Here is a 26,393-nt window from a genome sequence, read left to right as displayed (position 1 = left end):
GTTCACTTCTTAACTTGCAAGCGCCGGTTCGATCCTCTTTGGTCTTCGCGGTAACGGGCGAAACCCGGTTAACTTAGAGAGCGGATCAACTGCCGCCCTGGTCGAGAACGCCTCGCGGTTGGATGCCGGTCATGGGCCTAATCGGGATGTGATGTTGCCGTTTAGTATAACGCGAAGAGGACGGCAAGGCAAGGGGCCTTCATTGACAGCGGGGAAACGCTTTGTTAGGATTTATTTAAAATTTGATTCAAAAGAGCTGGAATGCCAGAGAAGAAGAGGTGCGAACATGCCCAAGGTTGTGCTCATTAACGGAACCCCGTCCCTGGTGTCGCGGATCAATGCGGTGATCGAGTACGCGAAGACCACGCTTGCCGGCAAAGGCTTTGAAGTCGATGTCATCAACGTGGCGGAGCTTCCGCCAGAGGATCTGATTCATACGAAGTTCGAAAGCGAGTCTATTGTGAAGGCGAACGGCCTTGTGGCCGAAGCGGATGCGCTGATCGTGGTCAGCCCTGTCTACAAAGCCTCCTATACCGGGGTGCTGAAGACGTTCCTCGACCTGATTCCCCAGAAGGGGCTTGCCGGCAAGATCGTGCTTCCCCTCTTTATGGGCGGCAGCCTCGCGCATCTGCTCACGATCGATTATGCGCTGAAGCCGGTGCTGTCCGTGCTGGGCGCCCGCCATATTCTCGGCGGCGTGTACGCCGTCGATTCGCAGGTGGTGCGGACCGACCAGGGTACGGTCGAAATCGCGGAGGAACTGAAGCTGCGTCTGGATAATGCGCTCGGCGAATTTACAGAGGAGACGGAGCTTAAGGCTGCGCGGAAGAAGTGAATTTATAAGCAATGAACCTGCAACTGGTGATAAGCAATGAACCGCAACTATTGAAAAAACGGATGCACTCCCTGCAAAAGGGCGCATCCGTTTTATTTTTTCTCGAATATTACGTGGTGCTACGGTTTGCTATCCTATTTCAGCTTACAGATCGTCAAAGCCGTTGTCGTCGCCGACCTTGCCGTAATTGCGGGATTTGGCCTCGAAGAAGTCGGTCTTCGTCGCGTTCAGCGCCTCATCGGAGAAAGGCTTGATCCACGGCATGCAGTTGACGTCCACACCCTGGTACGCCTTGTCGAGCCCCATCAGGGTCAGGCGCTTGTTAGCGATGAATTTGATGTAGTCCGAAAGCTCGCCGAGATCGATGCCGCGCACATTTCCCAGCGTATAGTAGGCCCAGTTCGTCTCAAGCTCCACCGCGCGGTCGATTGTCCGGTACACGTAGTCCATGTTCTCTTTCGTATCGAGCTCCGGGAAATCCTTGAGCAGCTGCTTGAACACTTCGGCGAAGAAGTAGCAGTGCTGGTTCTCGTCGCGCTGGATGTAGGAGATCATCTGGCTGGTCGCCATCATTTTCTGGTCGCGGGCCAGGTTGTAGAAGAAGGCGAACGTGCTGTAGAAGAAAATCCCTTCCAGAATCAGGTCGGCCACCAGCGCCTGGAAAAAGCTCTGCCGCGACGGATTGTCGCGGAACACCTGGTAAATCTCCGAAATAAACTGGTTGCGCTCCAGCAGAACCGGATCATGCTTCCAGTATTCGAAGATGTCCTTCTGCTCCTGTTCGGACACGATAGAGGAGAGAACATAGGAGTAGGACTGGTTGTGCACGACCTCCTGCTGCCCGATGATCGCCGAGATGGCTTCCAGCGAGGAGTCGGTAAAATACCGCTTCACATCGCCCACGAACATGGTCTGCATGGAATCCAGCACGGCGAGCAGGGAGATGTTGATCTTGAACACGCGCTGTTCCTCGGCCTCCAGCAGCGGGAACTGCTGTGCGTCCTTGGACATCGGGATTTCGTCCGCGATCCAGTGGTTCAGGAGCAGTACCTTGTAGAGCTTATACATATGCGGCATCCGGATGTCGTTCCAGTTCAGGATGCCGGAGCATTCGCCTTCGATAATGCGGGTCGATTGGTTGGGCGCTTCGGTGTTGAATATTTTTTGCAGCTGCATGATGGTTCACTCCTTGGTTCTATTGGGAAAAATGATCGGATATCAGGCGGCAGGCGCAATTCCGCAACCGATCAGCTCGCGCAGGACTCGCACTCTTCAATGGTAAGCGCGCGGCTGCGCACGTAATAGGTCGATTTCAGACCGCCCTTCCAGGCGTTCAGATGCAGATTCAGGAATTCGGTCGCCTTGATGTCCGGGCGCACGTACAGATTGAAGCTCTGCCCCTGGTCGACATGGCGCTGGCGGGCCGAAGCCATGCGGATGGACCAGTTCTGGTCGATCAGGAACGCCGTCTTGTAGTACCAGATCGTCTTCTCGGACAAGTCCGGCGCCGGGTTGGCGATCTTGTAGGTCGTCTTCTCTTCATAGGAGAGCAGATCGTACAGCGGGTCGATGCTGGCCGTCGAGCCGGCGATGATCGATGTCGAGCCGTTCGGCGCAATCGCGAACATCCAGGCGTTGCGGACGCCGTCACGCGCAACTTCTTCCTTCAGCTCGCGCCACTGTGCGGTTGTGACGTATTTGCCCTCGCGCTCGCCGCTCGTATAACCGCGATGGTCGAAGTAGGCGCCTGTCTCCCAGTCGGAGCCGGCGAACTTCGGATAGCGGCCCTTCTCGCGGGCCAGCTCCATGCTGGAACGGACGAGCAGGTAGTTGATCTTCTCATAGAGATGATCGTTGTATTCCACGGCCTCTTCGGACTCCCAGCGGATGCCTTCGAGCGCCAGCAGGTGATGCAGGCCGAAGGTGCCGAGGCCCACGGCGCGGTACTGGCTGTTCGTGTACTGCGCCTGCAGCACTTCGATATTGTTGATGTCGATCACGTTGTCCAGCATGCGCACCTGAATCGGAATGAGGCGCTCCAGCACACCGGCTGGAACCGCGCGGGCAAGATGGATCGAGTTCAGGTTGCAGACGACGAAGTCGCCCGGGATTTTGGAGACGACGATCCGGGTCTGGCCGTCCTTGGTTACGAGTTCCTCCTGCTCCACCACGGTAGCCGACTGGTTCTGCATAATTTCCGTGCACAGGTTGGAGGAGAAGACCATGCCCTTGTGGCGGTTCGGGTTCGACCGGTTCACCGTGTCGCGGTAGAACATGTACGGCGTTCCCGTCTCAAGCTGCGATTTCATGATCCGTTTCATAATGTCGATAGCCGGAACGGTAATGCGGGACAGCTCCGGATGAGCGGAGGCCTCGGCATATTTCTCGCGGAAAGCTCCGTTTCCGAATTCTTCGTCGTAGAAATCCTCCAGGCCGAGCGCGCGGCCGTTCTCGTCCTTCCAGCCCATGACCTTCTTGACTTCATGCGGGCAGAACAGGTTCCATTGACCGCGCGCCTCGACGGCTTCCATGAACAGGTCGGGCAGGCAGACGCCGTGGAAGACGTCATGGGCGCGCATGCGCTCGTCGCCGTTGTTCAGCTTGAGGTCGAGGAAGGCGAGAATATCTTTATGGAAGACGTCCAGGTATACGGCGATCGCGCCTTTGCGGGTACCGAGCTGATCGACGCTGACGGCGGTATTGTTCAGCTGGCGAATCCAGGGGATGACGCCGGAGCTGGTGTTCTTGTGGCCGCGGATATCCGATCCGCGAGCGCGCACCTTGCCGAGGTAGACGCCGATGCCGCCGCCCATTTTGCTGAGACGGGCCACGTCGGTGTTGGAATCGAAGATGCCTTCCAGGGAGTCATCAACCGTGTCGATGAAGCAGCTGGAGAGCTGGCCGGCGACCTTTTTACCCGCGTTGGACATGGTTGGAGTGGCTGCGGTCATATAAATGTTGCTCATCGCCCAGTAGGCTTCCTTCGCAAGCTCCAGCCGCTTCTCGGCCGGTTCCTGGTGCATGAGATACATGGCGATGACCATATAGCGCTCCTGCGGCAGCTCCATGACGCGCCCTTCGAAGTCGCGGGCCAGATAGCGGTCGGAGAGAGTAAGAAGGCCGATATAGTCGAACAGCAGGTCGCGGGAAGGATCGATGCAGAATGCCAACTCGTCAATCTGCTCCTTGGTATAGGCGGTCAGCAGTTCCTCGCGGTACACGCCTTTGGAGACAAGAGCCTCGATCAGCGGATACAGCGCACCGTAGGGCTCATCCGGGTAAGCCTTGTAGCGGCGGTTCACTGCGGCCTTTTTGTACAGGGAGGTCAGCAGGGAGCGGGCGGCGGCGAACTTCCAGTTCGGCTCTTCCTTCGAGACCAGCTCCAGCGCGCTCATCGTGAATGCACTGCTGATCTCCTCGCCGCTGACTTCGTCACGGCGGAGCTTTGCGTTCACGCCGCGCAGCAGCGTGTCCTTGTTCAGACCCTCCAGGTCTTTCAAAATCCGGTCGGCGTATACGGACAGACGCATTTCATCAAAAGCAAGCTGACGGTTGTCGGGTTTCACTACGAGTTGAGGCATAGGGATCGCTTCCTTTCATGGAATGAGTGATTTATGGGATGAATAAATAACAAGTTTTCAATATCAAAAATTAAGGTATCGGGTCTGAAAAGAACTTGAGAACATGTTTCCGCGCCTCCTGGTCCTGGAAAGATCGGCTGCCCGGCTGCCTTCATATCGGCAAATTCTTTAGTTCTCAAGTTCTTAAGCTCAGTGTATCAGTTTGTATGGAGCGCGGAGGGCGCTCTCGGCCGGATCATCTCCGGCAGGATTCATGGTGCTATGTCCATAGGGCGGGCGCCCAAAGCACGGGCTCCGCCTTTCCGAGACTGGCCTGTACGTCGATAATCCGCTGGTTCGAGCTTCCTCTATAGCGGAGTGTGGTGTCCTTGAGGGCCTCCACGAAGCGCCCGTCGATCACGACCTGGCAGAGCGACAGCAGTTCGTACTCCGGCGAGTCAGGCGACGCCGTCAGTTCCTCATAGGTGTAGCCGGTGTAGATCCACACCGGGTAATCCGGCAGAGCGGCACGCAGCTCGCGGATGAAGTCAGACACTTCAGCAGCCGAGAAGAAGGGATCTCCGCCCGCCAGCGTCAGTCCGTCGAGCAGCGGATTTGCGGCGATCTCCGCGATGATCTCCGCCTGCCGCTCTCTGGTGAAAGGCTCGCCGTACTTGAAGTTCCACGTCTCGGGATTGAAGCAGCCCGGGCAGCGGTGACGGCAGCCGCTGATGAAGAGAACGGCCCGTAGGCCGTCGCCTTCATTGATCGATTCCGAATAGTAGCCGCACAGATTCACAGATGCTTCACCCGGTCCCGCACCTCGGCCTGCTTGGCCGCGTTGAAGCGGGTCTGGTAATCACCAGTGAGGTAGCCTGTCACACGGCGGAGGCGGCGGATATGCACCTCTTCTTCATGCGTTCCGCAAGAGGGGCAGTTCGTGCCGATTACACCCTCGTAGCCGCAGCCTGAGCAGCGGTCTACGGGATGGTTGATGCTGAAATAGCTGATGTCCTGGTCCAGCGCGTAACGGATGATTTTGACAAAAGCCGCCGGATTGCTCCGCGCATTCCCGTCCAGCTCCACATAGGAGATGGCCCCGGCGTTGCAGAGATCATGGAACCGCGCTTCCAGCTGAATCTTGTTCGCCGCACCCGTCTGGTAGTAGACCGGTACGTGGAACGAGTTCGTGTAATACTCGCGGTCCGTTACGCCCGCGATCGCGCCGTACTCGCGGCGGTCAATCTTGGTGAACTTGCCCGACAGCCCTTCCGCCGGGGTGGCGAACAGGGTGATGTTCAGGTCCAGCTCTTCACTCTTGCGGTCGCAGAACTCGCGCATATGCCGGATGATTTCAAATCCCTTGGCATATACGTCGTCGTCCTCGGCATGATGTTTGCCATACATGGCCTTCATGCACTCCGCGAGGCCGATGAAGCCGATGGACAAGCTGCCGTGCTTCAGCAGGTCGCCGACGGCATCATCTGGCGCCAGATGCTCGCCGCCTTCCCATACGCCTTCACGCATCATGAAGTCCGAGGCCTTGGCCTTCTGCTTGATTTGAATGCGGAACCGGTGAAGCAGGCCCTCCAGCGCGATTTCCATATAATGATCGAGGTCGGTGTAGAAGCCCTGCTCGTCCGCCGCAAGCCGGCGGCCTGTCACGATGCCGTGGCGGATGCCAAGACGCACCAGATTCAGCGTGTTGAAGGACAGATTGCCTTTGCCGGAGCAGCGATTGCGCCCGAAGCGGTCGCCGAGTACCCGGGTGCGGCAGCCCATTGTGGCAAATTCGGTATCCGGGTCTGCCGGATCGTAATACATGAGATTCAGCGGAGCATCGAGGTTTGCGAAGTTCGGGTACAGCCGCCGGGCCGAGCATTCCGCAGCCTTCAGGAACAGCTCGTAGTTCGGATCGCCGAGCTGCTGGTTAACGCCTTTTTTACATTTAAAAATCTGGATCGGGAACACCGGCGTCTCGCCGCTGCCGAGTCCGTTCATCGTTGCCGTCAGCAGGGAGTCGATCACCATCTGTCCTTCCGGCGTCGTGCAGGTGCCGTAGTTGATGCTCGTGAACGGAATCTGGCCGCCTGCCCGGGAGGACATCGTGTTGAGATTATGTATGAGGCTCTCGGCGGCTTGCAGCGTCTCGGCTTGCGTTTCTTTCATGGCGAAGCGGAAGACTTTCGGATAGCGTTCCTGAAGATCGGTCCGGCTCATAGTGATTTCCCCAAGCTCCGCGATATCAGCCGCTTCTTCAAAATAATTCAGACCCTTGCGGAACAACTTGGCAAAGGACTTGGCAACATAAGGGGCGAGATCGTGATCGAGCTTGCTTCCCGACACTCCGCCGTACTGCGCGTTCTGCTGGGATTGAAAAATAATCGCCGTCAGCGCCATCGCTGTCATAATGGAATTCGGCGGGCGGACGCTGCCGTTGCCCGTATTGAAGCCTTCACGCAGCAGCTTGTCGAACGGGATGAAAATGCAGTTGGTCGTGCCGATGACGTATTGGTCCAGATCATGGACGTATACGACGTTCTCCTTGATCGCTTTGACGAGATGAGGAGGCATCGTGAAGCTGCGGGCGTACCACTTCGAGTACTCGCTGCCGAATTTGCTCATTTTGCCGGAGAAGCTCTCCCCGTTCAGGTTGGCGTTCTCACGCAGCAGGTCCATGTCCCGGCTGTCGATGATATCGCGCCCCAGTCCGATCACTTCCTCCAAAAGCTCTTCGTTCATGCTATGCCCGTTAGTCTGCCATTTCTCCAGCAGCGTCATGATGCAGCTCTCCTCTCCGTAATGTCCAGCAGTTCTTATCCTTGATTATGTAAAAAAATATAAAAGGCATTCCCCGCGCAGGAAGCCGCAGAAAATGCCACTATGTCAATTGGACCGCCCATGGCAGGGCGCACCCTCAAGAAGGCGCATAGCGGACACCTCTCCTGTTCCTCGCAGGACTTCAATTGGCGTCACTAGATGCAGGCAGGTCTCCTGGCTTCCGTTCCATCTTCCGGCGCCTTCCCGAAGGCGCGAATGGCGGCTTTCAGTGGCATGTGCCGGAAGATGCCGTCTTCCTTCTCAGTTGCTCTTGAAGGGGACGGACATCCGGTTACAGTGGCGGGACCGCAGCGGTTTCGCACCGCTTTCCCTTTTAAGCCCGGGCTCCCATTTTGGAGCTCGGACACCCGAATCTACTATATTTTGTTGTTGCTTATTAAAAATAACCCAATATGTTGTATCTGTAAACATATTTTTTGTGAACTTAATATCCACAGCGCATCCACAACAGACCCCGGGAAATCCACATCTCGTCCACAAACCATCCACAGACTTATCCCCAGAATGGGGGGATATGGGGAAAACTCCGGGAACGGTGCGGCTGTTTCGCCTATTGATTTCTGCACAATCTGGCAGCTGCCAGGATACAAAATACAGATTTTCAGGAGAGGAAGGCGGGAACAGACGCCCTATCGGATTTGTGGCTCTGGCGTTCAATTGCTACAATGGAAGAAGAGCCGCGCCAAGCGGATATTCGCGTCAAATCCCGTCAGGGGAAATAAAGGAGGTATACCGATGGCAATCGCTGAAATTACCGTCATTCCGATCGGAACGGGCAGCACGAGCCTCAGCAGCTATGTCGCCGACATGCAGCGCGCGCTGGAGAGCGTGGAGGGTATCACCTATGAGCTGACTTCAATGGGCACGATAATCGAGGGCCCGATTTCCCGCATCTTCGCGGCGGTGGAGGTGCTGCATGAATCGCCGTTCAACGGCGGAGCGCAGCGCGTGTCCACATCGCTCAAGATTGACGACCGCCGCGACAAGGCGGGCAGCAGCCGGCAGAAGCTGGAGTCCGTGGAACGGAAGCTGCAGAGCGAGTAGAGGCGACGGGCCTTGAACGCTGCTCCCGGTGAGCCGCCGTTTCCCTGCGCAGTTGTCCGGTGTAGGGCGGGGGAGCGGCGGATAAGGGAGATGGAAGGCCTCTATAAAAAACATTTGCATTTCTCGTCAGAAGCGGTATAATAGTTTCTGTTGTGACGCAAATTAAATGTTATGCTGGTGTAGCTCAGGGGTAGAGCAACGCACTCGTAATGCGTAGGTCGGGGGTTCAATTCCCTTCACCAGCATCCCAAGAAAGTCAATAACGGCGCGGTTTCCGAGGTTTCGGGAACCGCGCCGTTTGCTTTGAAACAGCTCTTGGTCTACCATTCATCTACCCTGTACTTGACTAAAGGGTTTGCGTTGGGAAGTTATCAGTAGACCAATCACTTTTTGCCCTCAACATCTTTACTTTTCTTTCCAGTGGAGATGTTTCTGTATCTTGATCTTCACAAAAGCATGAATTGTTTCTGTAAAAGAAAAATAATGCGCAGCAGCGGCCCAGCTTCAGGCGCATGACGCTGCCCCGTCAGCTCATGCGCCTGGTTCTGGTGGAGCAGATATATCGGGCGGTGAAGATTAATCGAGGGGAACCGTATCATAAGTAGGGCGAAATTAATTCTTTGACTAGCATGCTTCCGGAACATTGTATCGATCGTTGCTTCTCAGTAAAACTATGTTTTTACGTTGGCAACTAGAGTAAGTTATCCCGTAGAAATCAAGAGAAAAGGGAACAAGAAACGCCGAAGTGACTGGCTTCCGGCAACATTTAACATACTTTCACGCGCATTTTAACAAAGGAGCTACAGCGCGGTGGTACGATGGAACTATTGGTATGATCTAATGAGTTGATTCCTTACTCACTACATAGTTATAAAGGATGAATTGGATTGAAGATTTATAGTACTCTCCAGAAATCTTTTCGATTACATAAGCAATTCTCTGAACTGCAAAAGATTATGCAGCAGCATCTGTTAACGACATATTTTCAGCCGATTCTGAATTTACAGGATGGACGTGCGCTTGGATATGAAATTCTGAACCGGCCCCCAGAATCCAAACTTTTTCCGAGTACCGAGTCTTTTTATGATTTTATCGGGCACACCGACCATGTCTTCGCGTTTGAGCATTTTTGCCGTGAGCTTTCGATTGAACGCTTCAGAACAGCATGCTTGACACGGGAGCATAATCCGCAGGATACCGTTATTTTTCTCAATATACATCCCCGGGTTTTGGCGGACTCCAACTATCGAAGCGGTGAGACCATCAGCCTCCTTAACCGTAACGGTTTAACTCCTGAACAGGTGGTCTTTGAACTTACGGAGAAGCAAGCGGTCCATGATTATGTGGAATTCGAACGGGTTCTCTCCCATTACCGGTCACAGGGATTTCGTATTGCCGTTGACGATGCAGGGTCCGGATATAACAGTCTGAAAGCGATCGTAAGTTTAAAGCCGGATTTCATTAAATTGGACCGATTCCTGATCCGTCATGTGGATGCCCACCCTGAACAACAGCATATTATCAGAATATTGAAGCAGTACGCGGCCAGCTCAGGCACGAATATCATAGCGGAGGGGATTGAGCGCCACGAGGAAATTCAGTTTTTGCAGAGTGAAGGGATCGACTACGGTCAGGGATATGCGCTTGGCAGACCGGACACTGAGCTGCAACAACCCCTGTTACCGTTTTTCTGATCAAGAGGACAAGCTGTCGCTGGCCCCTGATGCAGCATAAATGGAGAAAAAAAAGAAGGTGAAGGGTATGTCTATGCACATAGGCGAAATCGCCGAGACCATTCCTGTAGTCACCCCTGAAACCAAATGCGATGAGGTTTATCATCTTTTTAAAACACATCCCAATTTGGAAGGTCTGGCAATTGCAGGGGAGGACGGAAGGCCTTCGTTGATCATGCGTGCTCTTTTTTTTCAAAAGATTGGTACACGATACGGCTATCCGGTGTATATGGATCGCCCGGTCAAGCTCATTATGAACGCTCAGCCGTTGGTAGTGGATTACATGGAACAGATTACAGAGGTAAGCATCCAGGCGATGAATCGGGCCGAGGGAGAATTATATGATCTGGTTCTGATCACCCTGGAAGGCAGCTTGTTTGGAGCTGTCAGCATCCGGCGCCTGCTGCTGACTGTTGCTGACGTTCGCGCGGAGATGGGGATTTTTATGAATCCGCTGACAGGTCTCCCGGGCAATCGGATCATCGATGAATGGTTATACCAATTCATTCAGCTGGAGCAATTCAGTGTGCTGTACATCGATCTGGATTATTTCAAGTCTTACAACGACAGCTATGGCTTCAAAAAAGGGGATCAGTTGATTCAGGCTACGGCGGGCCTGCTTCGCAAGTATTTTGCCGTTACTCCGAAAGCATTTCTCGGGCATATTGGAGGAGATGATTTTATTGCCATTTTGGATCATCATGACTTCAAGCCGGTCTGCGAAGAGGCGATCGCGGATTTTGAACAGATGAAGAGGGACTTTTACACTCCTGAAGACTTACATAACAATCATGTCTTTGGAGAAGGACGCTCGGGTCAGAACCACCTCATCCCGCTTGTGTCCATGTCGATTGCGGTTGTCTCCAACCGCCACCAGAAATATACCAGTGTCGATCATATTGTTACTGACGCAACCCGTATCAAAAAAGTGTGTAAATCCGTGCCCGGAAGCGTGTGCGTAGCCGATCAGGAAGACGTTGTTATCCCTGCCGAATAGGCTCATACCAGGCAGCGTCACTCCATGCTCCTGCTACTTACTGACCGATTCATTGACCAGCGAAGCTTCACGGCTCTTCCTAAATCCCGCAACGAGCAAACCGAATCCCATGATCACGAGCCCTGCCAATGCCGCTGTTCCTCCCGTCAAGGACAGGCTTGACGCAGCTCCTCCGACTATAACCTGGCTGAGCGGTCCCCCGATGTTACCAAGAGTATTCGATACTCCCAAGATTGAGGCGAGATGCTCCCGCTCGACCTCGCGGGCTAACATGGCGCCGTACTTGGGGGACAACGTTCCTACGTAGGCGCAAGCGAGTAAGTACATAAGCAAGGTCAAAACCAACTGCTTGGTCCATAATCCCAAGCAAAATCCGAACACCATGACATAATTGCAGGCGATGATTCCAGCAAGCGGGACGGAACGGAGCCATCTTCCTGTCAGCACATTCCCCAGGACGACTCCAGCTGAGCCCACACTCGAAAAAAGAGCGAGCGTAAAAGAGAAGCTCCGGACGATAAGCCCGTCGCCTGCGGCAGCATACATGGTAAAGAGAGCAGTGAGCGGAAAAAGGGCCGCGTTGATCAGGGTGACTTGAATTACGATGAAAAACATAGGTCTGTTCCGGTACAACAGCTTTATAGACTCCCTCAGATCCCTCCAATAGGAGGGAGGATTCTCCGCTTTCTTCGGCACTTTTCCTTTCTTCAGCTTTGAATCTTCGATGCGAATGAGCCTTTTGGAAATACTTAGAAGAAGGAGCCCGGCGATGGCGAAAGTCGCGCCGTTAAACCAGGCTAATAAGCGATAACTGAACCAAAGCACCAGGAAGGTTCCCACAAATTGAGCGGAGATGCCCATGATTCTTTCAATGGCAGACTTCCAGCCATTTGCTTCTTCCAATTCCTCGTCGCGAACGATCTGGACGAAGAACGGCATCATCAAGCTCGAAGTAAGCTTGCCGAGTAAGTCTGATCCAAAATTGAGCAGCGCAATGACCGCGAGCAAGGATAGCGACGGATGGAAGCCGATGAGGATACCAATGAATAAGTAACAGAGGGTTCGATATCCGTAAGTCTGAAGCAGCCTTTTGGTTTTATTCCTCGTCCGGTCCGCAAGGACCCCGAAAAAGGCATAAAGTATGCCCGGCAGCGTCTCTGAAAGTGAGATCCACCAGATCGCTTGAGAGCTGTTAGGAAGCCGACTCGCATAAGTCATTAAGACGATGTAATAAATAGCATCTCCTGCCACCGATACGGCATCGGCTATAAGCACACTGCGGTAAAGCCGATTTTTGCGAAATAAATTCATAGAATCCGTCCTTTTCAATAGCCTGAACCTTCTCTTCTTTTGATTACCAAGTATAAAATTGAATCATTGGGATATGGCAAAAAGTATAGTATCGTTGACCAAAATGAAGACGGCTGTCCGACGAGAAAGGTTGATTGGAGATAGGAGGTGCAGGATGGACCATCCGGGAGTAACAGCTCGCGCCATTCGCTTGTCCAAAGGTTTTTCACAAAAAGAAATCTATACCGGAATCATCTCCAAAAGCTTCGCCATTTCGTTTGAGCAGGGCAAGGTGATGCTGAATCATTTCGACTTCGTACAGGTTCTGGATCGGCTTAGCCTGAGTTGGAGTGAGTTTGAATTCATTCACGGGGGTTATCAGAATTCGGAGAATGTTTCTCTGTGGCGACAGTTTGCGGAAGCAGCCAATACCAAAGACCGGGTACAGTTGGAGGTTATTTATCACGTTCATCAAGACGACAAATCCGATTTCGGCAAGGTGGTCGCGTATCTGTCCCGTGCGTTCCTTAACAATATGACGGCTGATTCCGATCAGCCTTCCGAGCCTTGTACAGATAAAGAAACCCGGTTCCTCATTCGCTATTTGATGGATAAAGAATCCTGGATGCTGGATGAGACGAACCTGTTTACCTCCTTTTATTACTTGTTTGAGGAACAGACTCAGGAGACATTGATACGAAACTGTTATCGCAGCCTGCAGCGTTATCGGAAGTACCCGGGTTATCCAGAGAGAATGTTCAACCTGCTCACGAATTATATTGCGCATTGTTATGCGACTTTCAGAAGGGATGAGGGGGACGAATGGCTGAATCGGCTGCGTGAAATGCCGCGTTCGAAAACTTATCTTCATCAAGTGGTGAATGCCCGTTTTTGCGAGGCCATTCACTGCGCAGCACATGGGCAGGAGAAAGCTGGACGGGAAACGGCCGAAGAGTGCTCCACTGTATTCCGGGTGCTTGGGTTTTTGCAGGAGGCGACAGCTATTCTAGACGAGTTTGAGGCGTTTCTCGCACTTTACCGAGGGGACGGACGCGGGGAGAGGCACGGATGAGAGCGTGAGTTGGCGGGTGATCACGAAATCCATAGGAAAAAGAGATCAAACGGCTGTATGGCTTCCGCTTGCCCACAAACTTTGATAGCAAGCCACTGCGGATCAAAAACGCCAAGCCGCGATCCTCCACTAACGGGAGAATCGCAGCTCGGTTTAATTCTTCTTGCGGTCTTCGCATGGTTTGGCTGCCACAGGCTTTATAGGCCAGCCTCTTTTTTGCTGCGAATCGTCCTCTGTGCTTCCATGCCCGCTTAAGCGGAAATATCGGCGACCAGATTCTTCAGCCACTTTTTGGAGCGGATTCGATACAGACCAACACCAAATCGGACGACTTCCTCCAGAGAAAGAATCATGTACACCAGATAGATAGGCTGCTTCCAGACAAATGAAACCAGCAGCCCGGATGGAACTCCGATCAGCCAGGTGGCGGTGGATTCCATGGCGAATACAAATTTGCTGTCTCCTCCGCTTTGGAGAATGCCGCCGGCCAGAATCATATTGGATACTTTTACCCAGAGGAATCCCGCAAACACCCAGACGAGACGGATACCCATTCGGTGCGCTTCGTCGGAGATTTGAAAGATGGACACATACAATGGTGCCGCTGCAGCAATCAGCCCTCCCGCGACCAGCGATATGACAATCCCGAGCAGAATGAATCTTCGGGAGAAATCCAGTGCAGTCTCTTCCTCGTCCGCTCCGAGCTTGTTGCCAATCAGAATGCCGGCAGCGCTCGAAAGGCCGGACAATAGTCCGATGCTGAGCCCCTGAAGCGGGAAGGTTATCGTCATGGCCGTCATTTCCGCGGTACCCATGCGGCTGTAAATAATGGCGTAGACCGTTTCCCCCAGCACCCAGATCAGCTCGGTCAGCACAATGGGGTACGTGGTCCGGAAAAATTTACTTGCAAGCTGTCCGGATGCCCCGAACCAGTTGCTTCTGTCCGCGATGCCGGGGAGGCGAAGCTTGTACGAGGCTCCGATAATAAACAGACACTCCAAAATCCGGGCGGTCAAGGTCGCTACCGCGGCGCCCTTCAGTCCCAATTCGGGGAATCCGAAATTCCCGTAGATCAGAAGGTAGTTGAGCACGATGTTAATGCCTACCGTACACATACTGACGATCATCGGCAGCTTGACGCGCCCGGTCGAGCGCAAAATGGCCGAATAGATCATCGTCAGCATGGCCGGAATATAGCTTAAGGAGATGATTCGGAGAAAAATCGCCCCTTCCGTGATAACACGCTGGTCTGTCGTAAATAATCCGAGATTAAATCTCGGAGCGAAATGCACCGGCACGGTAAAAAGAATCGCAAAGACCAGCCCGACCGTCACACCCATCCCCATTAATTGAGCGATGCTCTTCTCATCCTGCTTGCCCCAGAACTGGGCCGCATAAATGGAAATGCCGGTTGCGAGACCTGCCAGCACAACGGATATAATGCCGTAAATCTTGGTGGAGATGCCCACCGATGCGATCGCCACGTCGCCAAGCTGGCCGACCATCAGTTGGTCGGTCAGCGTTAGCAGAGCCATTATCAGACTCTGCAGGGTTACAGGGACCGCAATTTTCACCACATTGTTGTAAAAATCACTTTTTAAATGACTGTTCACCTATCGATTCTCCTTCTATACCGCCTTCAGATAACGGAGCAGCGTATAATTTTTGGTCGGGACGACCTCGGCCACCTTGAATTTTTTGGCTAAATCGAGATCTCGATAGCCCTCGCCGTCGGCAAGAGTAATGTTCGTGGCGCCTCCGATAATGATAGGCAGCTGCATCAAAATAATCTCATCCACCAAATCCTGGTCGAACACATGCCAATTCAGAAAACCCCCGCCCTCAATCATCAGACTGGATACGCCATAGACTGTTTCAAGCTGCCGGTACAGCTTCGTGAAGTCCACCTTGTCTTCTCCGCAGATCAGCACTTCTTTATTACTGCGTCCGCGCAGCAGCTCGATTTTCTCCGAATCCTTGCCGTTCTCGGTCGTAACCACCAGCGTCTTGCCATTGTCGGTCAATACATGGCTGTCCATCGGAATATCCATATGCGAAGTTGGAATAATCCGTAGAGGGTCGTTATTCTTCTCATACCGGTTCGTAAGCATGGGGTTGTCGGTCAGGATCGTATTTTTTCCTACCATAATACCTTGTACCTGGCCGCGAAAGCTGTGAATATACTCGATATCCTGGTTCTCCAGCAGGCTGAAGAGCGGCTTGCTGGACTGACCGGCTCCCATGGTAATCTTGCCGTCTATTGAGATTTGGCTGAAAATACTGGTTTTCATTTTATCGGCCCACTTTCTACTAGGATTATTTGGTATTGCCATTTACCAGCCGTTCTTCTGATTGGGTAAGCAGAAGCTCTTCCATTGTATGGAGCAGCCGTTTGGGGTCTTCTTCCTCAAGTCTGGACAGCCCGGCTTTCATTGCGTTCCATACCGTCAGCATGACGGGCTCGATCGGCATGCTGCGGGTGTTCGCCAACTGTTCGATCAGCTTGGCCCGGGCAGGCGAGGAGGAGGCCTTTACCTCCGACAGTATGCCGGAATGAACCGGAATCCGCTGCACCCGCTCAGCCCATTCCCGCTGGCCTTCTTCTCCCACCAGGTAAGCGGCGAAGGACAATAGATGATCCCGCTGCTCCGACTCCAGGGTATGGTTGGGGAAGACAAGACCGATGGCCGAGGTCATCGAAAGGGAAGGCTTGCCTAGAATGGAGGGAAGCGCACCGACACCCAACCGGTCGCCCATGTTCTGGTCCAGATAATTGAAGATCCATTCACCGCAGATGATCGCTCCCACCTCACCTGCGATGAAGCGGTCAAGCAGCGAGGTCGGTCCGTCCAGACTGGCCAGCAGCCCCCGCTCGCATTGCAGTCGGGTAAAGCGAAGAGCCTCCTCCATTTCGCTTGATCCCAGATCAGGACTTCCGTCCTTCAACGGCCAGCCGCCCATGGCGGTCAAAAAAGGAATGAAATAATAGGGGTCCCGCAAATCCGCCCCAACCGGTACGATTCCTCGTTCCAGCAGCGGTCCCCCAAGTTTGTCAATGACTTCCCATGAAGAGGGGGCTTCGTCATAGATCGACTGATTATAGTACAGAACCAGATGGTTGCCTGTGAGAACGGGGATGCCGTACTGGACTCCGCCAACCTGCATGGCGGATCGAATCTTGGGATCAAGCCCCTCCGCGCTAGACCAGAATGCCTCGGGAATCTCCGAATAGAGAGCCTCTTGGGCATAGCCGGCCATATCCGCCGGTGTCAAGGCCATATGGGGACCGGAACCACTGCTGCCGACCCGCCGCAATCTCGCGACCAGATCCGTAATATTCATAACCTCCGGATTGACGGATACACCGGTGCTGCTTGAGAACGACCGGCAGAGGCCCTCCAGCACCTGAATGGAGGTATCTCCTTTACCGTCAAATTCATGCCACACTACCAGTGAGTCTGCCGTATTTGCCCGATAGCTCATTGTGCTTCTCCTCTCTGAATGAGTAGATTTGCGTCATCGACAGTGCGATAGCCTGATGCGGCTGCAAACGGTACACGCCGTCTTCATTACGGGGGTTCCCCCTGCCCGGATAGCTGTTGATCAGCAGCTCGGTCTGTTTGGATGAAGGAAGAATAAGCTCGGTGTTTAATTGCTGTTCCTTGTCCGGACTCAAATTAAAGCAGAAGGCAAGCAGCCGGTTCCGATAATAATAGGCATACAGAATAATATCTCCCTGCGGGTCCGGTATGAAAAAATACTCCGGCTTCAGCAGATCCGCATGTTCCTTTCTGAACCGGTTCAGCTCTTCGAGCAGCGGCAGCATGGTCTGTCCGGCCGTCCAGTTAATCGCCATATTGTTGAAAAAGGCTTTGGGGATATCCGCTCCTCCGGTATTGTCTCCAAGGCCGCAATTGAGCGGCTGCTCTTCGAACATCTCCATACCTGTGGTCAGGTAAGGAATTCCGTTCGGGAGAAAAAAATTGAACAGCGTCATTAGCCGGGACAGCTTCTTGCCCCCACGGCTTGTAATCCGGGGAGTATCCGCTGTCTCCGAGCAGGCAAATACATGAATCTGCAGCTCAGGCAATTCTTTCAGATAGCCAAGCATATTCTCGGCGCTGATATCCGTCATGATATTCCAGCCGCTGCCCAGCATGATATTGTAGCCGGTCTGCGCCGCCTTGCGGTGATTGCGGTTGAACAGATCCTCGCTGATCAGAATGGCGGAAGGCTTGATTTCCTTGATGGTCCGGAACATCGAATCCAGCAGAGGAACCGGCAGCACATGCCCGATGTCGATTCTAAAGCCGTCAATCCCATAGGTGTTCAGTTGGAAACGGGCGGCTTCGATCAGCAGCTCCCATAATTCCGCATTCGGCTCTTCCCCGGGGTACAGATTGCATTTAATCGTATCAAACAGCACATACGGCGCTTGATCCGGGGGCAGAAACGGACGAACCTGCGGGGAAAAGTCCTTGTACAGCCGGTAAAACGCAATGTCCGTCCAGATCGGCTGCACATCGTTGATCCAATCCGAATGCGCCGGGGCCGGAGTGATGCCCATCTCGCTTTCCACCAGCTCAAGCAATGGCGCTCCGGTCACGCGCGCCCGCTCCTTCAGTTCTTCCCAGAGCGCAGGCTGCAGCTCGTTCGGCGGCAGACGGAATTTTTGAAGGAAGCCAATGGTTTCCCCGCTTCGATACACCGTCTCCAGCTTGTCCGGCGTGCATTCGGTGAAGAAATCCAGCTCCGGAATGGCCGGCGGACGAAAGTCCGCGAACGCTTCTTTATCGATCCAGTACATCCAGTCGGGATGCTCCTCCAGCAGCGCGTTGTCCCGTGCGATTACCCTCGGAATCAGATCAAGCACCACCTTGATGTCCAGCAGATGGCAGGCTTCCACAAGGGCTGCAAGCTCGTCGTTCAAGGTCAGATGCTCCATTCCGTCAAGCAAAGGATCATGCAGATGCTCGTCCAGCGCGAACAGAGAGTAGACGGCGTACGGAGAACCAAGATCGCCCTTGCGGTACATGTCGCTGTACCGGGTTAGCGGGAGCAGGTACAGAATATTGGTGCCCATGCGTTTCAGCAGCGGGAGCAGGAAAGTGAATCTGAGAAAGGTGCCGGACTGAATCACACCGGTATGCTGATAATCCCATGCACAGGAATAGCGGAGCAGGGAGCAGTAAATGACACTGTTGTCCAAGTCCGTATGGTCTGTGTAAAGGTATCCGGCGGACAGGTCATACAAATACTGCAAATGACGGGCGATGAATCCATTCGGCTCGACAAGGATTTCACCGTTGCTTGCTTCAAGCACCTTCTCGTAGCCGCACTCGTTCCATAGCGCCGGTATCCAGATCGGCTCCGCTTCATGCTGCCGGTCGGCAAAGTACCGGAGCATCTGCTTCAAAATACGGTTGGAACTGCTCATGAATACAAAGCCTCCTTATGATGTTTGTACAAATGCTTTTTCAGAAAACGAACACGTTTCAGAAAACAAACACGGTTTTCATCATTGGAGTCGACAAATTATCCCCGCCACCGTCAGCCTGTCCAAGCAATTGCTGAATAGCCTCGGCATATCCGTCCAAAGGGAACCGGTGAGTAACCAATGAAGCAACCTCCGGCACGTCCGTGACAAACCGCAGCGCCGCTTCAAAGGTATCCAGATACTCGCCTGCTCCAAGCATGCGGATTGCATTCTGCACATAAAAGGTGGGGGCAAGCGTATGCCGGTAGCGATTGTTGATACCGAAGGGAATGATGGTTCCCCCGCGTTCCACCCATAGCTCAGCCGTGAGCATCTGCGTGCCCGTTGTGTCGATGACCACATCGAATTTCTCATCGTTCAGCAGCAGTTCTATCCGTTCCTTGTCAAGCTCGTCGGGCCGGCAGGCATAGTCGCTGATCGAGCGGGCGATCGTAAGCCTTTCGGCGCTTACCTCTGTAGCTACCGTGATGCAGCCTGTCCGCTTGCCGACATACTGGCATAGCAGTCCCATCGGGCCTGATCCGAGGACGAGCAGACGGTCACCGGCCCGGATTCCCGCTTCACGGAAATTGTGGAGGACGCAAGCCAGCGGTTCCGTAAGGACAGCAGCTTCCCAGCTCACGGATTCAGGCAGCTTGTGTACGAACGATTCCTGCGTCACGAACCAGGGGGCGAAAGTTCCGTCTTTGTTAAGTCCCGCGATCGGCATGCCGCGGCCGTCCGGTCCGACACAGAGATTACGCTTGCCCCGCAAGCAGAACCGGCATTTCCCGCAGCTTTCGTTGGGATCAATCACGACCCGGTCGCCGGGCTTGAGATGCGAGACTTCCGGTCCCGTCTCCGTCACGATACCAACGGCTTCATGCCCCCGGATCACACCCCCGATTCCTGGCTCCTTGCCGGAGATGACCGCGAGGTCAGTTCCGCAAATACCGGTCATGTGGATCTTGATTTTGACATCGGAAGGATGCTGAATCTGCGGAATTTCACGGCTCGACAGCTCCAGCCTGCCCGCCTGGCTCCAGATTAAAACGGGCATTTTTTGTGTTTGGGTGACTTCAGCAACATCGGTGTTCATCTCTACAAAAGACTCCTTTCCATTCCCAATTTCAGTCATCAGGCGACATGGCATTACAAGATAAAACAGGTCAGTACAAACGTTTGCGCAACCTACGGGATTAATCCTAGCATAATAAAATCGTAAAGTAAGGGGAATATTGTCGGTACTTACACAATTTTCATTGGAAATATCATAAGTGTTTTCTGTAATAATCATTATTTTCATTTCTTTCCAATAACGGCGCGCCATCAGCCCCATTTTGACATTGGCGGATGACGAAAAGAAACGGCTCTTTTATTGCAAAGTTATGTAATTTATTGCTATAAGAGGATGGTGATTCCTTAAAAAATCCCCAAAAAAACGACACGAAAATATATTTTTTTCTAAATATAGTCAATTTAATATAAAAAAGAGACCATTTCTTGAAGCCTCTTGATCCAATGCGAAAAACGGATGCCCTCCCCCATACGAGGGTGACATCCGTTTCTCCAAGCCGGCGTTGCTCATTGCACCTCCTCTTTCGTTGGCTATACAGGCATAGACTCCTTCAGACACTGCTTCTACAATTGAAATGCCTTGATTCAAGCACACTTGTCACCTCACGGATACTCTGAATTAATTACATGTTTTTCTAGTATCCATAGATTATATTTGCTTATGGTTAATAAGCTTATGAAGTTTTACATTGAAGAATACAGCCGCAAAAGGGGGCAAAAGTGACTGTCCTAGGCCTGCACTATATAGAGAAACACAACGCATCTTTAATCCAAAGACCGGGGGGCGTACGGAAAGGCGGCGCTACTCTTTTTTAGAAATCGTGATGGCGTCAAGATCCGCATTTTTCTGGCTGTTATAGCTGAATTTGATCGTGTTCATCCCCTGGTTCAGCCGGATACCGACCTTCGCAAGGCCCATCGTACCCCAACTCGCCGTTGGCGGATACACGATTTCCTGTTCACCGTCCCCGTTCACCGACACAGACTGTCCGGCCGCCTCGCCCCAGCCATTGGAGTATGTGACGGCAAGTGTATAGGCGCCGGCAGCTTCGGCATAAACCTCGTCGAATTCGACGCTGCTGCCCAAGGCATCCAGATGTCCGACGTGATACCCTCCGGAGTCGGCCGGATAGACGCCAAGCTGTGCGTTCGTCAATTGGCCTTTTTCGGCTTCATAATGGTGAATGTCCACTTGATTTAAAAGACTAAAACGTACGCCGTTCATAAGACTGGCTTCGCACTTAATCGTGCCTTCGGCAAAAGGCGTCTCAAAGGATGAGACCGCTCCCGGCTGCAAATCCTTCAGAACGATGGATTCCGCGGGTCCGCTGCTGCCCGTTAGCGACAAAGTTCCGCTGTAGGCGATACCGGAACGATTTTTGACCGACAGAATGTTAACCAGCTTCTTCTGCCCATCGGTTGAAATTCCCGGCTTTATGATCAGCTCCAGCGGATTCTTCAGATTCACATAGAGAGTTGTGTCGGCGGTGACTTTTCCCTTCTTGTCGGATAGCTGGAAGCTGACCGGATAATAGTCCCGGGAGGTCTCTGACGGTACGGATATCTCATATTTCACCGTCCCATCCTTATCATCCTTCTCCTGTACCTCCCAGGAGTCGGGCGCCTTGACCCGGATTTCCCCGGACTTCTCCGCTTTCCGTTCCAGCGTGATGCGGAAGCGGTCGCCCCGGGAGCTGACGAATACCGGACCTTCTTTGATCGTGAGGTCGGGGCTCCAGTGCTTCAGCAGCGTTTTATGTAAAAATTGCGTCATTTCAAAAAGAACGTCGGTCCAGTACTTATCCGTTCCGTGGCCCTCGCCTTCCATTGTGTACAGCTCCGTGTATACACCCTGAGCCTGGTGCTGTTTGACCATCTTCAGAGTCTCTCCATAATCGGCGGTCCGATCCTCGGTTCCATGGATGAACAGAACGGGTGGGTCTTTCGGGTCAATTTCATGCGAAGTGGACATGGGGCCATACAGATTAATCACGGCAAAAATACGGCTCTTGTCGCGATTCTTCCAAATCCGGTCCCCTGCGTTCATGAAGGTCAGCGTCAGTTCCCCTCCGGCTGATTCACCACTGACCGCGATTTTTCCCGGGTCTATGCCGTAGTCCGCGCCATTCTGTTCAATCCAGTCATAGAGACTGCCCATATCGTCAACGGCATCGCTGACCGCACCGGCCCAATCCTCGTTGGCGTTGTCGCGCAGCCGATAATCGGCGGAAATCACCACGTAGCCCATTTTGGCGAACACATCGGCGAACTTGGCCATATCGCTCTTGCTGCCATAGCTGAAGCTGCCCCCATGTGCCATAAGCAGCACCGGTCTGGCCTTCAATGAATCCTGGGCGGGTTCATATAGATCCAGCAGGAGTTTTTCCATGCTTCCTTTCGCATTAAGCTTGTTCGCGTATACGATATTTTCATGCTTTTCTATCTGCGTAAATACGGGATACAAATAGCGGTTTGGGTCCAAATCGGCTTGCGCCTGTGAACTTGCCTGCGGCTCCTGCCCCTTGCCGGTATTCGTACGGAGGCTGCAGCTGGGCAACAGTATTACTAAGCAGGCGAGAATCAAACCGAACTTGAGGATTGCCTTGTGATTTGGCATAGTCACTTCTCCTTCATTCTTACGTGATATTGTTGCATCTCCGCAATCGTCCCGTTCCATCAACCAGTGGCTGGAGGCACAGGCCCAAAGAAAATAATCCGCTCAACATGAGTGCAAACGATTGCAATTTAGTGTAAGCGAATACAAGCTGATTCAAAGTTTAGGCTGTAATCCTTAAAATGCCGCTCTTCGTAGAGTTCGCCTTCTATCTCGAATTTCCTCTAACGGACAAAATATTTTACTGCTTTCACATGGATAACATAACTATTCACTTCTTAATACTCCGTGCTGTCCGCGTAAAAGAGGCAGAAAGCCAAGGGACTAACCTGCCTATCTATATTGAGGAGTAAAAGTCCTGTCCTGATCGTCAAACTGACTGCATTCACTCTCCGGGTGAACTGTTCAGGTAGGTAAGTAAGTCTGCGGAAGGCTCGGCATTCAACCGGACATAATCCGTGACCTGTGAGTCTGAGCTGGAGTAGGAAATCTTCACGTACATCTCCCGAAAAATAGAGAGCATGGACCTGTCGATCAGAGAGGGGTCCAGCACAAATCCCCGGTCCAGACTAATGCCATTGGTGGAGCTGCCGGGGGCATAACTGATAGGTTCTCCGTTCAAGGCGTTGCTTGTAAACACATCGCTTGTCTTGAGTCTGGATGTCATTTCCGGGTTCAGGGAGAAGCTCATCCTCAAGTTTTCCATCCGGACCTTGGGACGGCGTACGAAGATTTCGTAGACGATCCGGTCTGCGTCTTCGCCGTGGGAGAGGGTGACTGATGCCGTCAGATCATACTCCTTAGGCAGAGCGGCCGCAAAAGCTTTTCCCTGCCGAATCTTGTCCGCGACATCCTGGTGCTCTGCCTCGTACTGCCGCGCATGTCCGGAAGTCTGGAAGCCATCGGCGCAGCCAGTGAGGAGGATGGTGAATCCGAGCAGCAGTAGGCAAAGCAGCGGTATCCCCTTCATGGCTTATCCTCTCGGGTTATGCATCCATAAAAAAAGGTAAGCAGGACCAGGCCGACAACCGCCAACTTGAGCGGAAGCTTGATTTCGATGTTTAAACTCAGCAAAATACTAGTCAGGAGCAGTCCGGTTTCTTCCACCAGGAATGGCTTAAATGTAAATGTTCGCTTTCGCGCGCGGAATACAAAAATGCCTGCTATCAGCATTAAGATAAGCACATAGCCTATGGCAATCCATGTCTTTAACATTATTCCTCCAGGTCTGCCTGCTGCGGGCAGAGGGATTTCATCAATCTTTTATCCGATCTTCATGCAAATTTAAGCTTGGCCCCTTATAGTAAGGACATACCCCCTTACGACATATATATTGGCCCCGCCGGATAACGGCGGGGTCCTTTTTTTGGGGGAAGTCCGGCTGATTATTGTCTGGCATAAAATGGATGTTATCAATAGAATAGCGCATTGCGGCCTTATTTTCATCCTCTGTGCGCTTCTTTCGTCTTTTCTCAAGATTTAAGCTGCCATAACTTAAAAAAAGGAGATTCCGGCCAAAATTTAAGGAATTTTTCAGGTTGTGATCAGGTTTTTTTCAGGTTTGAGGGGTATATTAAAGATACCAAACACCCCCCAGTGTTTTGTGTATATATAGTTCAAGGCTCTGTCGACTCCCACGGCAGAGCCGCTTTTTTTAGTGGGGCTGCTGAATGCCAAGCTGGTACTGGTCTTCATAACTCTGGTAAGACGAGATGTCGAGGCCCAGGTATTTGCGCATATGTATGGCAGCCTGCGCGGCAATCATGTCGTTAAGCAGCAGCATCGTTTCATGAAAGCCGCGGCACACATATTTGGCTTCAATGCCGTCCGGTCTTCGCTGCTGCTCGTAGATTTTGACTCCGCGTCGTCTCATCTCACTCCGCACATCCCGCAGATCGCAGGTTGCGAAGCGGGCGGCGGTCTGCAGCACATCCAGATAGGGGGCGGGCGTCCGGAGGTGAGCGGAGATCAGTTTGGCATCCCGCTCAAAGGCCGACAGAATCAGCGGCAGCATCACGCAGGACTTGACGAGCATATGGTCTTCGCGCTGGGATCTGTGCATGCTGATATCACCTCATAATGGGAACGTATATTCGTATTCTAACTCCAATCAGCAAAAATAATCAATGGAATTTCTAAACAGGCTTGCACACTGTGATTTAATTCACAACCTTACGGCTGTACTTGCGCTATATTAAATTCAGGTAATTAAAATTCAAAATATTAATTCAGGAAAGAGGAATTATCATGAGAATGGAAAGCAGTTTCCTCCGCGGCTTGATGTTTGGTGTTATGTTCAGCGTTCCGCTGTGGATGTCTCTAATTGGCTGGCTGCGCGTGCTGTGACCGTTCTTGTTAATAGGTATATAGATCGAATAGGGGGCCGCCGGTCTGAAGGCGGTCCTTTTTACTATGCGCAAAGACGGTTTGTTCTATTTACTATGTTATGAGTAAAAAGGCTGAATATTCTCCCGAAAATAGGATTGACGGATCAGGTGTGAGGTGCTAGAATTCCATAATATGAGAGACAAAAGTCATAGACTTTATTAAGCTAATAAACTTTTCATGTAATAAACGCAAAACGGTCGAAAGGCTGTGACGCAAAGCCAGGAGTCTACAGCGTGCCATGCACGCCATGATCGTCCGGCCGCCATGAAAGCCAGTCAAGGCTAGCGTGGCGGCCTTTTTGCTGTTGATTTAAGCCGCTAAGCCATTGACCTTAATCCACATTTTTAGAGGTGATGGGCATTGATGAAGAATTTGAAATCATGGGTATCCTTGATGCTGACCGGGATGATCTTGGTATGGTGCACTATTGGGGTTGCTGGCAGGGCTGACGGAGCGTCGGCCGGTTTCTTAGGGACGGCAGGATCTTATAATGCTTTCATACTAGGCAATTTTACGCAGTCCTTCACGGATACGGAAGGAAGATTGGCGGCCGGAGGAGACGTTACGCTGAACGGCTACTCTGTCGGGTTTAAACTTAGCAGCAGCGAGCGCGAAAAGCCCGCCGTTCTTGTGGCTGGCGGAAACTTGACGTTCAATGGCGGCGAGATTCTTGGGAACGTGGCATATGGAGGAACGGGCCAAATCGGGTCCGAAGTGAATGTCACCGGAACGAAGAGCCAGGGCACGCCTATCGACTTCCCGGCGGAATTTCGTTATTTGACAGAGACATCGCAGCGATTGGCGGCGTTGGAAGCAAATGGGGTGACCGAGTACCAATGGGGGCGGCTGACACTGACCGGTACCGATAAGCGGATGAATATCTTCTCCGTCTCGGGCAGCGATCTGTCCCAGGCCAATACGCTGGTGATCGATGCTCCAGCCGAGTCGACGGTAATCGTCAATGTTGACGGCGCCTCGAATCAGCTTCAGTATTTTGGTTTCTCGTTGCAGGGTATTTCACGCGAGCATGTTCTGCTCAATTTCAGCCAGACTTCCGAGCTTGTCATTAGAGGAATCGCGGTGGAAGGAAGCGTGCTGGCTCCGGGAGCGGCCGTCAATTTCGACAATGGCCAATTCAACGGCACGCTCATCGCGGCTTCGCTGGTTGGTGGCGGACAGCTCAATCATCATCCGTTCACGGGAAGCGATGAGACGCCTGAGCCGAGTCCAAGCCCGAGCCCCAGCGTAAGTCCAAGTCCGACGCCAACACCGTCGGAGGAAGCAAGTCCGACGCCAACACCGTCGGAGGAAGCAAGTCCGACGCCAACGCCGTCGGAGGAAGCAAGTCCGACGCCAACGCCGTCGGAGGAAGCAAGCCCGACTCCAACACCGTCGGAGGAAGCAAGCCCGACGCCAACGCCGTCGGAGGAAGCAAGCCCGACGCCAACACCGTCGGAGGAAGCAAG

20 protein-coding genes, 1 tRNA gene, 1 pseudogene and 2 riboswitches are annotated in these 26,393 nt (G+C 52.8%); of the genes and pseudogenes, 8 read left to right on the top strand and 14 right to left on the bottom strand.

Annotated features, from left to right (window positions below; all coding sequences use genetic code 11):
* The first annotated feature begins 286 nt into the window (after positions 1-286).
* Positions 287-835 carry an NADPH-dependent FMN reductase gene (gene ssuE / locus KIH86_RS21190; protein WP_223084371.1) on the top strand — a complete coding sequence of 183 codons (549 nt, stop codon included), beginning with the start codon at positions 287-289 and terminating at the stop codon, positions 833-835.
* 144 nt (positions 836-979) lie between these two features.
* Here the strand turns inward: ssuE and KIH86_RS21185 are convergent, their stop codons facing one another.
* The 4 genes from KIH86_RS21185 to KIH86_RS21170 all read right to left on the bottom strand — a co-directional run bounded on the left by KIH86_RS21185 (position 980) and on the right by KIH86_RS21170 (position 7,176).
* The gene (locus tag KIH86_RS21185; RefSeq protein WP_223084370.1) at positions 980-2,011 is read right to left on the bottom strand and encodes a ribonucleotide-diphosphate reductase subunit beta; all 1,032 of its coding nucleotides are present in this window, start codon (positions 2,009-2,011) and stop codon (positions 980-982) included.
* A gap of 71 nt (positions 2,012-2,082) precedes the next feature.
* Positions 2,083-4,416, bottom strand: coding sequence for a ribonucleoside-diphosphate reductase subunit alpha (locus KIH86_RS21180; protein WP_223084369.1), 2,334 nt, complete (start codon positions 4,414-4,416; stop codon positions 2,083-2,085).
* Positions 4,417-4,675: 259 nt separating this feature from the next.
* On the bottom strand, positions 4,676-5,194 hold the full coding sequence (nrdG, locus tag KIH86_RS21175; RefSeq protein ID WP_223084368.1) for an anaerobic ribonucleoside-triphosphate reductase activating protein: 519 nt from the start codon (positions 5,192-5,194) through the stop codon (positions 4,676-4,678).
* A complete protein-coding gene (locus KIH86_RS21170; protein ID WP_223084367.1) occupies positions 5,191-7,176 on the bottom strand; it encodes an anaerobic ribonucleoside triphosphate reductase in 1,986 nt (661 codons plus the stop codon). The genes nrdG and KIH86_RS21170 overlap by 4 nt, the downstream gene beginning before the upstream one ends.
* Before the next feature lie 186 nt (positions 7,177-7,362).
* Positions 7,363-7,602: riboswitch (cobalamin riboswitch) on the bottom strand.
* A gap of 369 nt (positions 7,603-7,971) precedes the next feature.
* Here KIH86_RS21170 and KIH86_RS21165 point away from each other — a divergent pair.
* The 5 genes and pseudogenes from KIH86_RS21165 (at position 7,972) to KIH86_RS21145 (ending at position 11,010) form a co-directional block, all read left to right on the top strand.
* Complete coding sequence (locus KIH86_RS21165) at positions 7,972-8,280, top strand: MTH1187 family thiamine-binding protein (protein WP_223084366.1); 309 nt, start codon at positions 7,972-7,974, stop codon at positions 8,278-8,280.
* 173 nt (positions 8,281-8,453) lie between these two features.
* A tRNA-Thr gene (locus KIH86_RS21160) sits at positions 8,454-8,525 on the top strand.
* A 240-nt stretch (positions 8,526-8,765) separates the two neighbouring features.
* Positions 8,766-8,885 (top strand): annotated as a pseudogene (locus KIH86_RS21155) (23S rRNA (pseudouridine(1915)-N(3))-methyltransferase RlmH); the annotation flags it as partial.
* A gap of 351 nt (positions 8,886-9,236) precedes the next feature.
* On the top strand, positions 9,237-9,974 hold the full coding sequence (locus KIH86_RS21150) for an EAL domain-containing protein (RefSeq protein ID WP_223084557.1): 738 nt from the start codon (positions 9,237-9,239) through the stop codon (positions 9,972-9,974).
* Positions 9,975-10,041: 67 nt separating this feature from the next.
* Entirely contained in the window at positions 10,042-11,010 is a 969-nt protein-coding gene (locus KIH86_RS21145; protein ID WP_223084365.1) for a GGDEF domain-containing protein, read from the top strand.
* 33 nt (positions 11,011-11,043) lie between these two features.
* Here KIH86_RS21145 and KIH86_RS21140 read toward each other — a convergent pair whose 3' ends face one another.
* Positions 11,044-12,321: an MFS transporter gene (locus KIH86_RS21140; protein WP_223084364.1), complete on the bottom strand. Its 1,278-nt coding sequence runs from the start codon at positions 12,319-12,321 to the stop codon at positions 11,044-11,046.
* A 154-nt stretch (positions 12,322-12,475) separates the two neighbouring features.
* Between KIH86_RS21140 and KIH86_RS21135 the strand changes: the two genes are divergently transcribed.
* Entirely contained in the window at positions 12,476-13,372 is an 897-nt protein-coding gene (locus KIH86_RS21135; protein ID WP_223084363.1) for an Rgg family transcriptional regulator, read from the top strand.
* 251 nt (positions 13,373-13,623) lie between these two features.
* On the opposite strand, the gene KIH86_RS21130 is transcribed toward KIH86_RS21135, so the two are convergent.
* From KIH86_RS21130 to KIH86_RS21090, 9 genes are all read right to left on the bottom strand, one after another.
* Positions 13,624-14,985 carry an MATE family efflux transporter gene (locus tag KIH86_RS21130; protein ID WP_223084362.1) on the bottom strand — a complete coding sequence of 454 codons (1,362 nt, stop codon included), beginning with the start codon at positions 14,983-14,985 and terminating at the stop codon, positions 13,624-13,626.
* A 15-nt stretch (positions 14,986-15,000) separates the two neighbouring features.
* Positions 15,001-15,663 carry a RibD family protein gene (locus tag KIH86_RS21125; RefSeq protein WP_223084361.1) on the bottom strand — a complete coding sequence of 221 codons (663 nt, stop codon included), beginning with the start codon at positions 15,661-15,663 and terminating at the stop codon, positions 15,001-15,003.
* 25 nt (positions 15,664-15,688) lie between these two features.
* Entirely contained in the window at positions 15,689-16,855 is a 1,167-nt protein-coding gene (locus KIH86_RS21120; protein ID WP_223084360.1) for a sugar ABC transporter substrate-binding protein, read from the bottom strand.
* Positions 16,809-18,809 carry an alpha-amylase family protein gene (locus KIH86_RS21115; RefSeq protein WP_223084359.1) on the bottom strand — a complete coding sequence of 667 codons (2,001 nt, stop codon included), beginning with the start codon at positions 18,807-18,809 and terminating at the stop codon, positions 16,809-16,811. The genes KIH86_RS21120 and KIH86_RS21115 overlap by 47 nt, the downstream gene beginning before the upstream one ends.
* A 58-nt stretch (positions 18,810-18,867) precedes the next feature.
* On the bottom strand, positions 18,868-19,947 hold the full coding sequence (locus KIH86_RS21110; RefSeq protein ID WP_235775525.1) for a zinc-dependent alcohol dehydrogenase: 1,080 nt from the start codon (positions 19,945-19,947) through the stop codon (positions 18,868-18,870).
* Positions 19,948-20,727: 780 nt separating this feature from the next.
* Positions 20,728-22,542: a prolyl oligopeptidase family serine peptidase gene (locus tag KIH86_RS21105; RefSeq protein WP_223084358.1), complete on the bottom strand. Its 1,815-nt coding sequence runs from the start codon at positions 22,540-22,542 to the stop codon at positions 20,728-20,730.
* 382 nt (positions 22,543-22,924) lie between these two features.
* Entirely contained in the window at positions 22,925-23,509 is a 585-nt protein-coding gene (locus tag KIH86_RS21100; RefSeq protein ID WP_223084357.1) for a hypothetical protein, read from the bottom strand.
* Complete coding sequence (locus KIH86_RS21095; protein WP_223084356.1) at positions 23,506-23,754, bottom strand: hypothetical protein; 249 nt, start codon at positions 23,752-23,754, stop codon at positions 23,506-23,508. The genes KIH86_RS21100 and KIH86_RS21095 overlap by 4 nt, the downstream gene beginning before the upstream one ends.
* Before the next feature lie 439 nt (positions 23,755-24,193).
* Positions 24,194-24,601: a hypothetical protein gene (locus tag KIH86_RS21090; RefSeq protein WP_223084355.1), complete on the bottom strand. Its 408-nt coding sequence runs from the start codon at positions 24,599-24,601 to the stop codon at positions 24,194-24,196.
* Between the two features lie 503 nt (positions 24,602-25,104).
* Positions 25,105-25,194, top strand: a riboswitch (cyclic di-GMP riboswitch).
* A gap of 96 nt (positions 25,195-25,290) precedes the next feature.
* Between KIH86_RS21090 and KIH86_RS21085 the strand changes: the two genes are divergently transcribed.
* Positions 25,291-26,393 (top strand): choice-of-anchor A family protein (locus KIH86_RS21085; RefSeq protein WP_223110655.1); only part of this gene is annotated, 1,103 nt, incomplete at its 3' end.

Origin of the sequence: Paenibacillus sinensis (assembly GCF_019904155.1) — a bacterium.
GTDB classification, from domain to species: Bacteria; Bacillota; Bacilli; order Paenibacillales; family Paenibacillaceae; genus Paenibacillus_AQ; species Paenibacillus_AQ sinensis.
The sequence above is the reverse complement of the archived record's forward strand: the minus strand, read 5'-3'. Positions and strand labels throughout refer to the sequence as shown.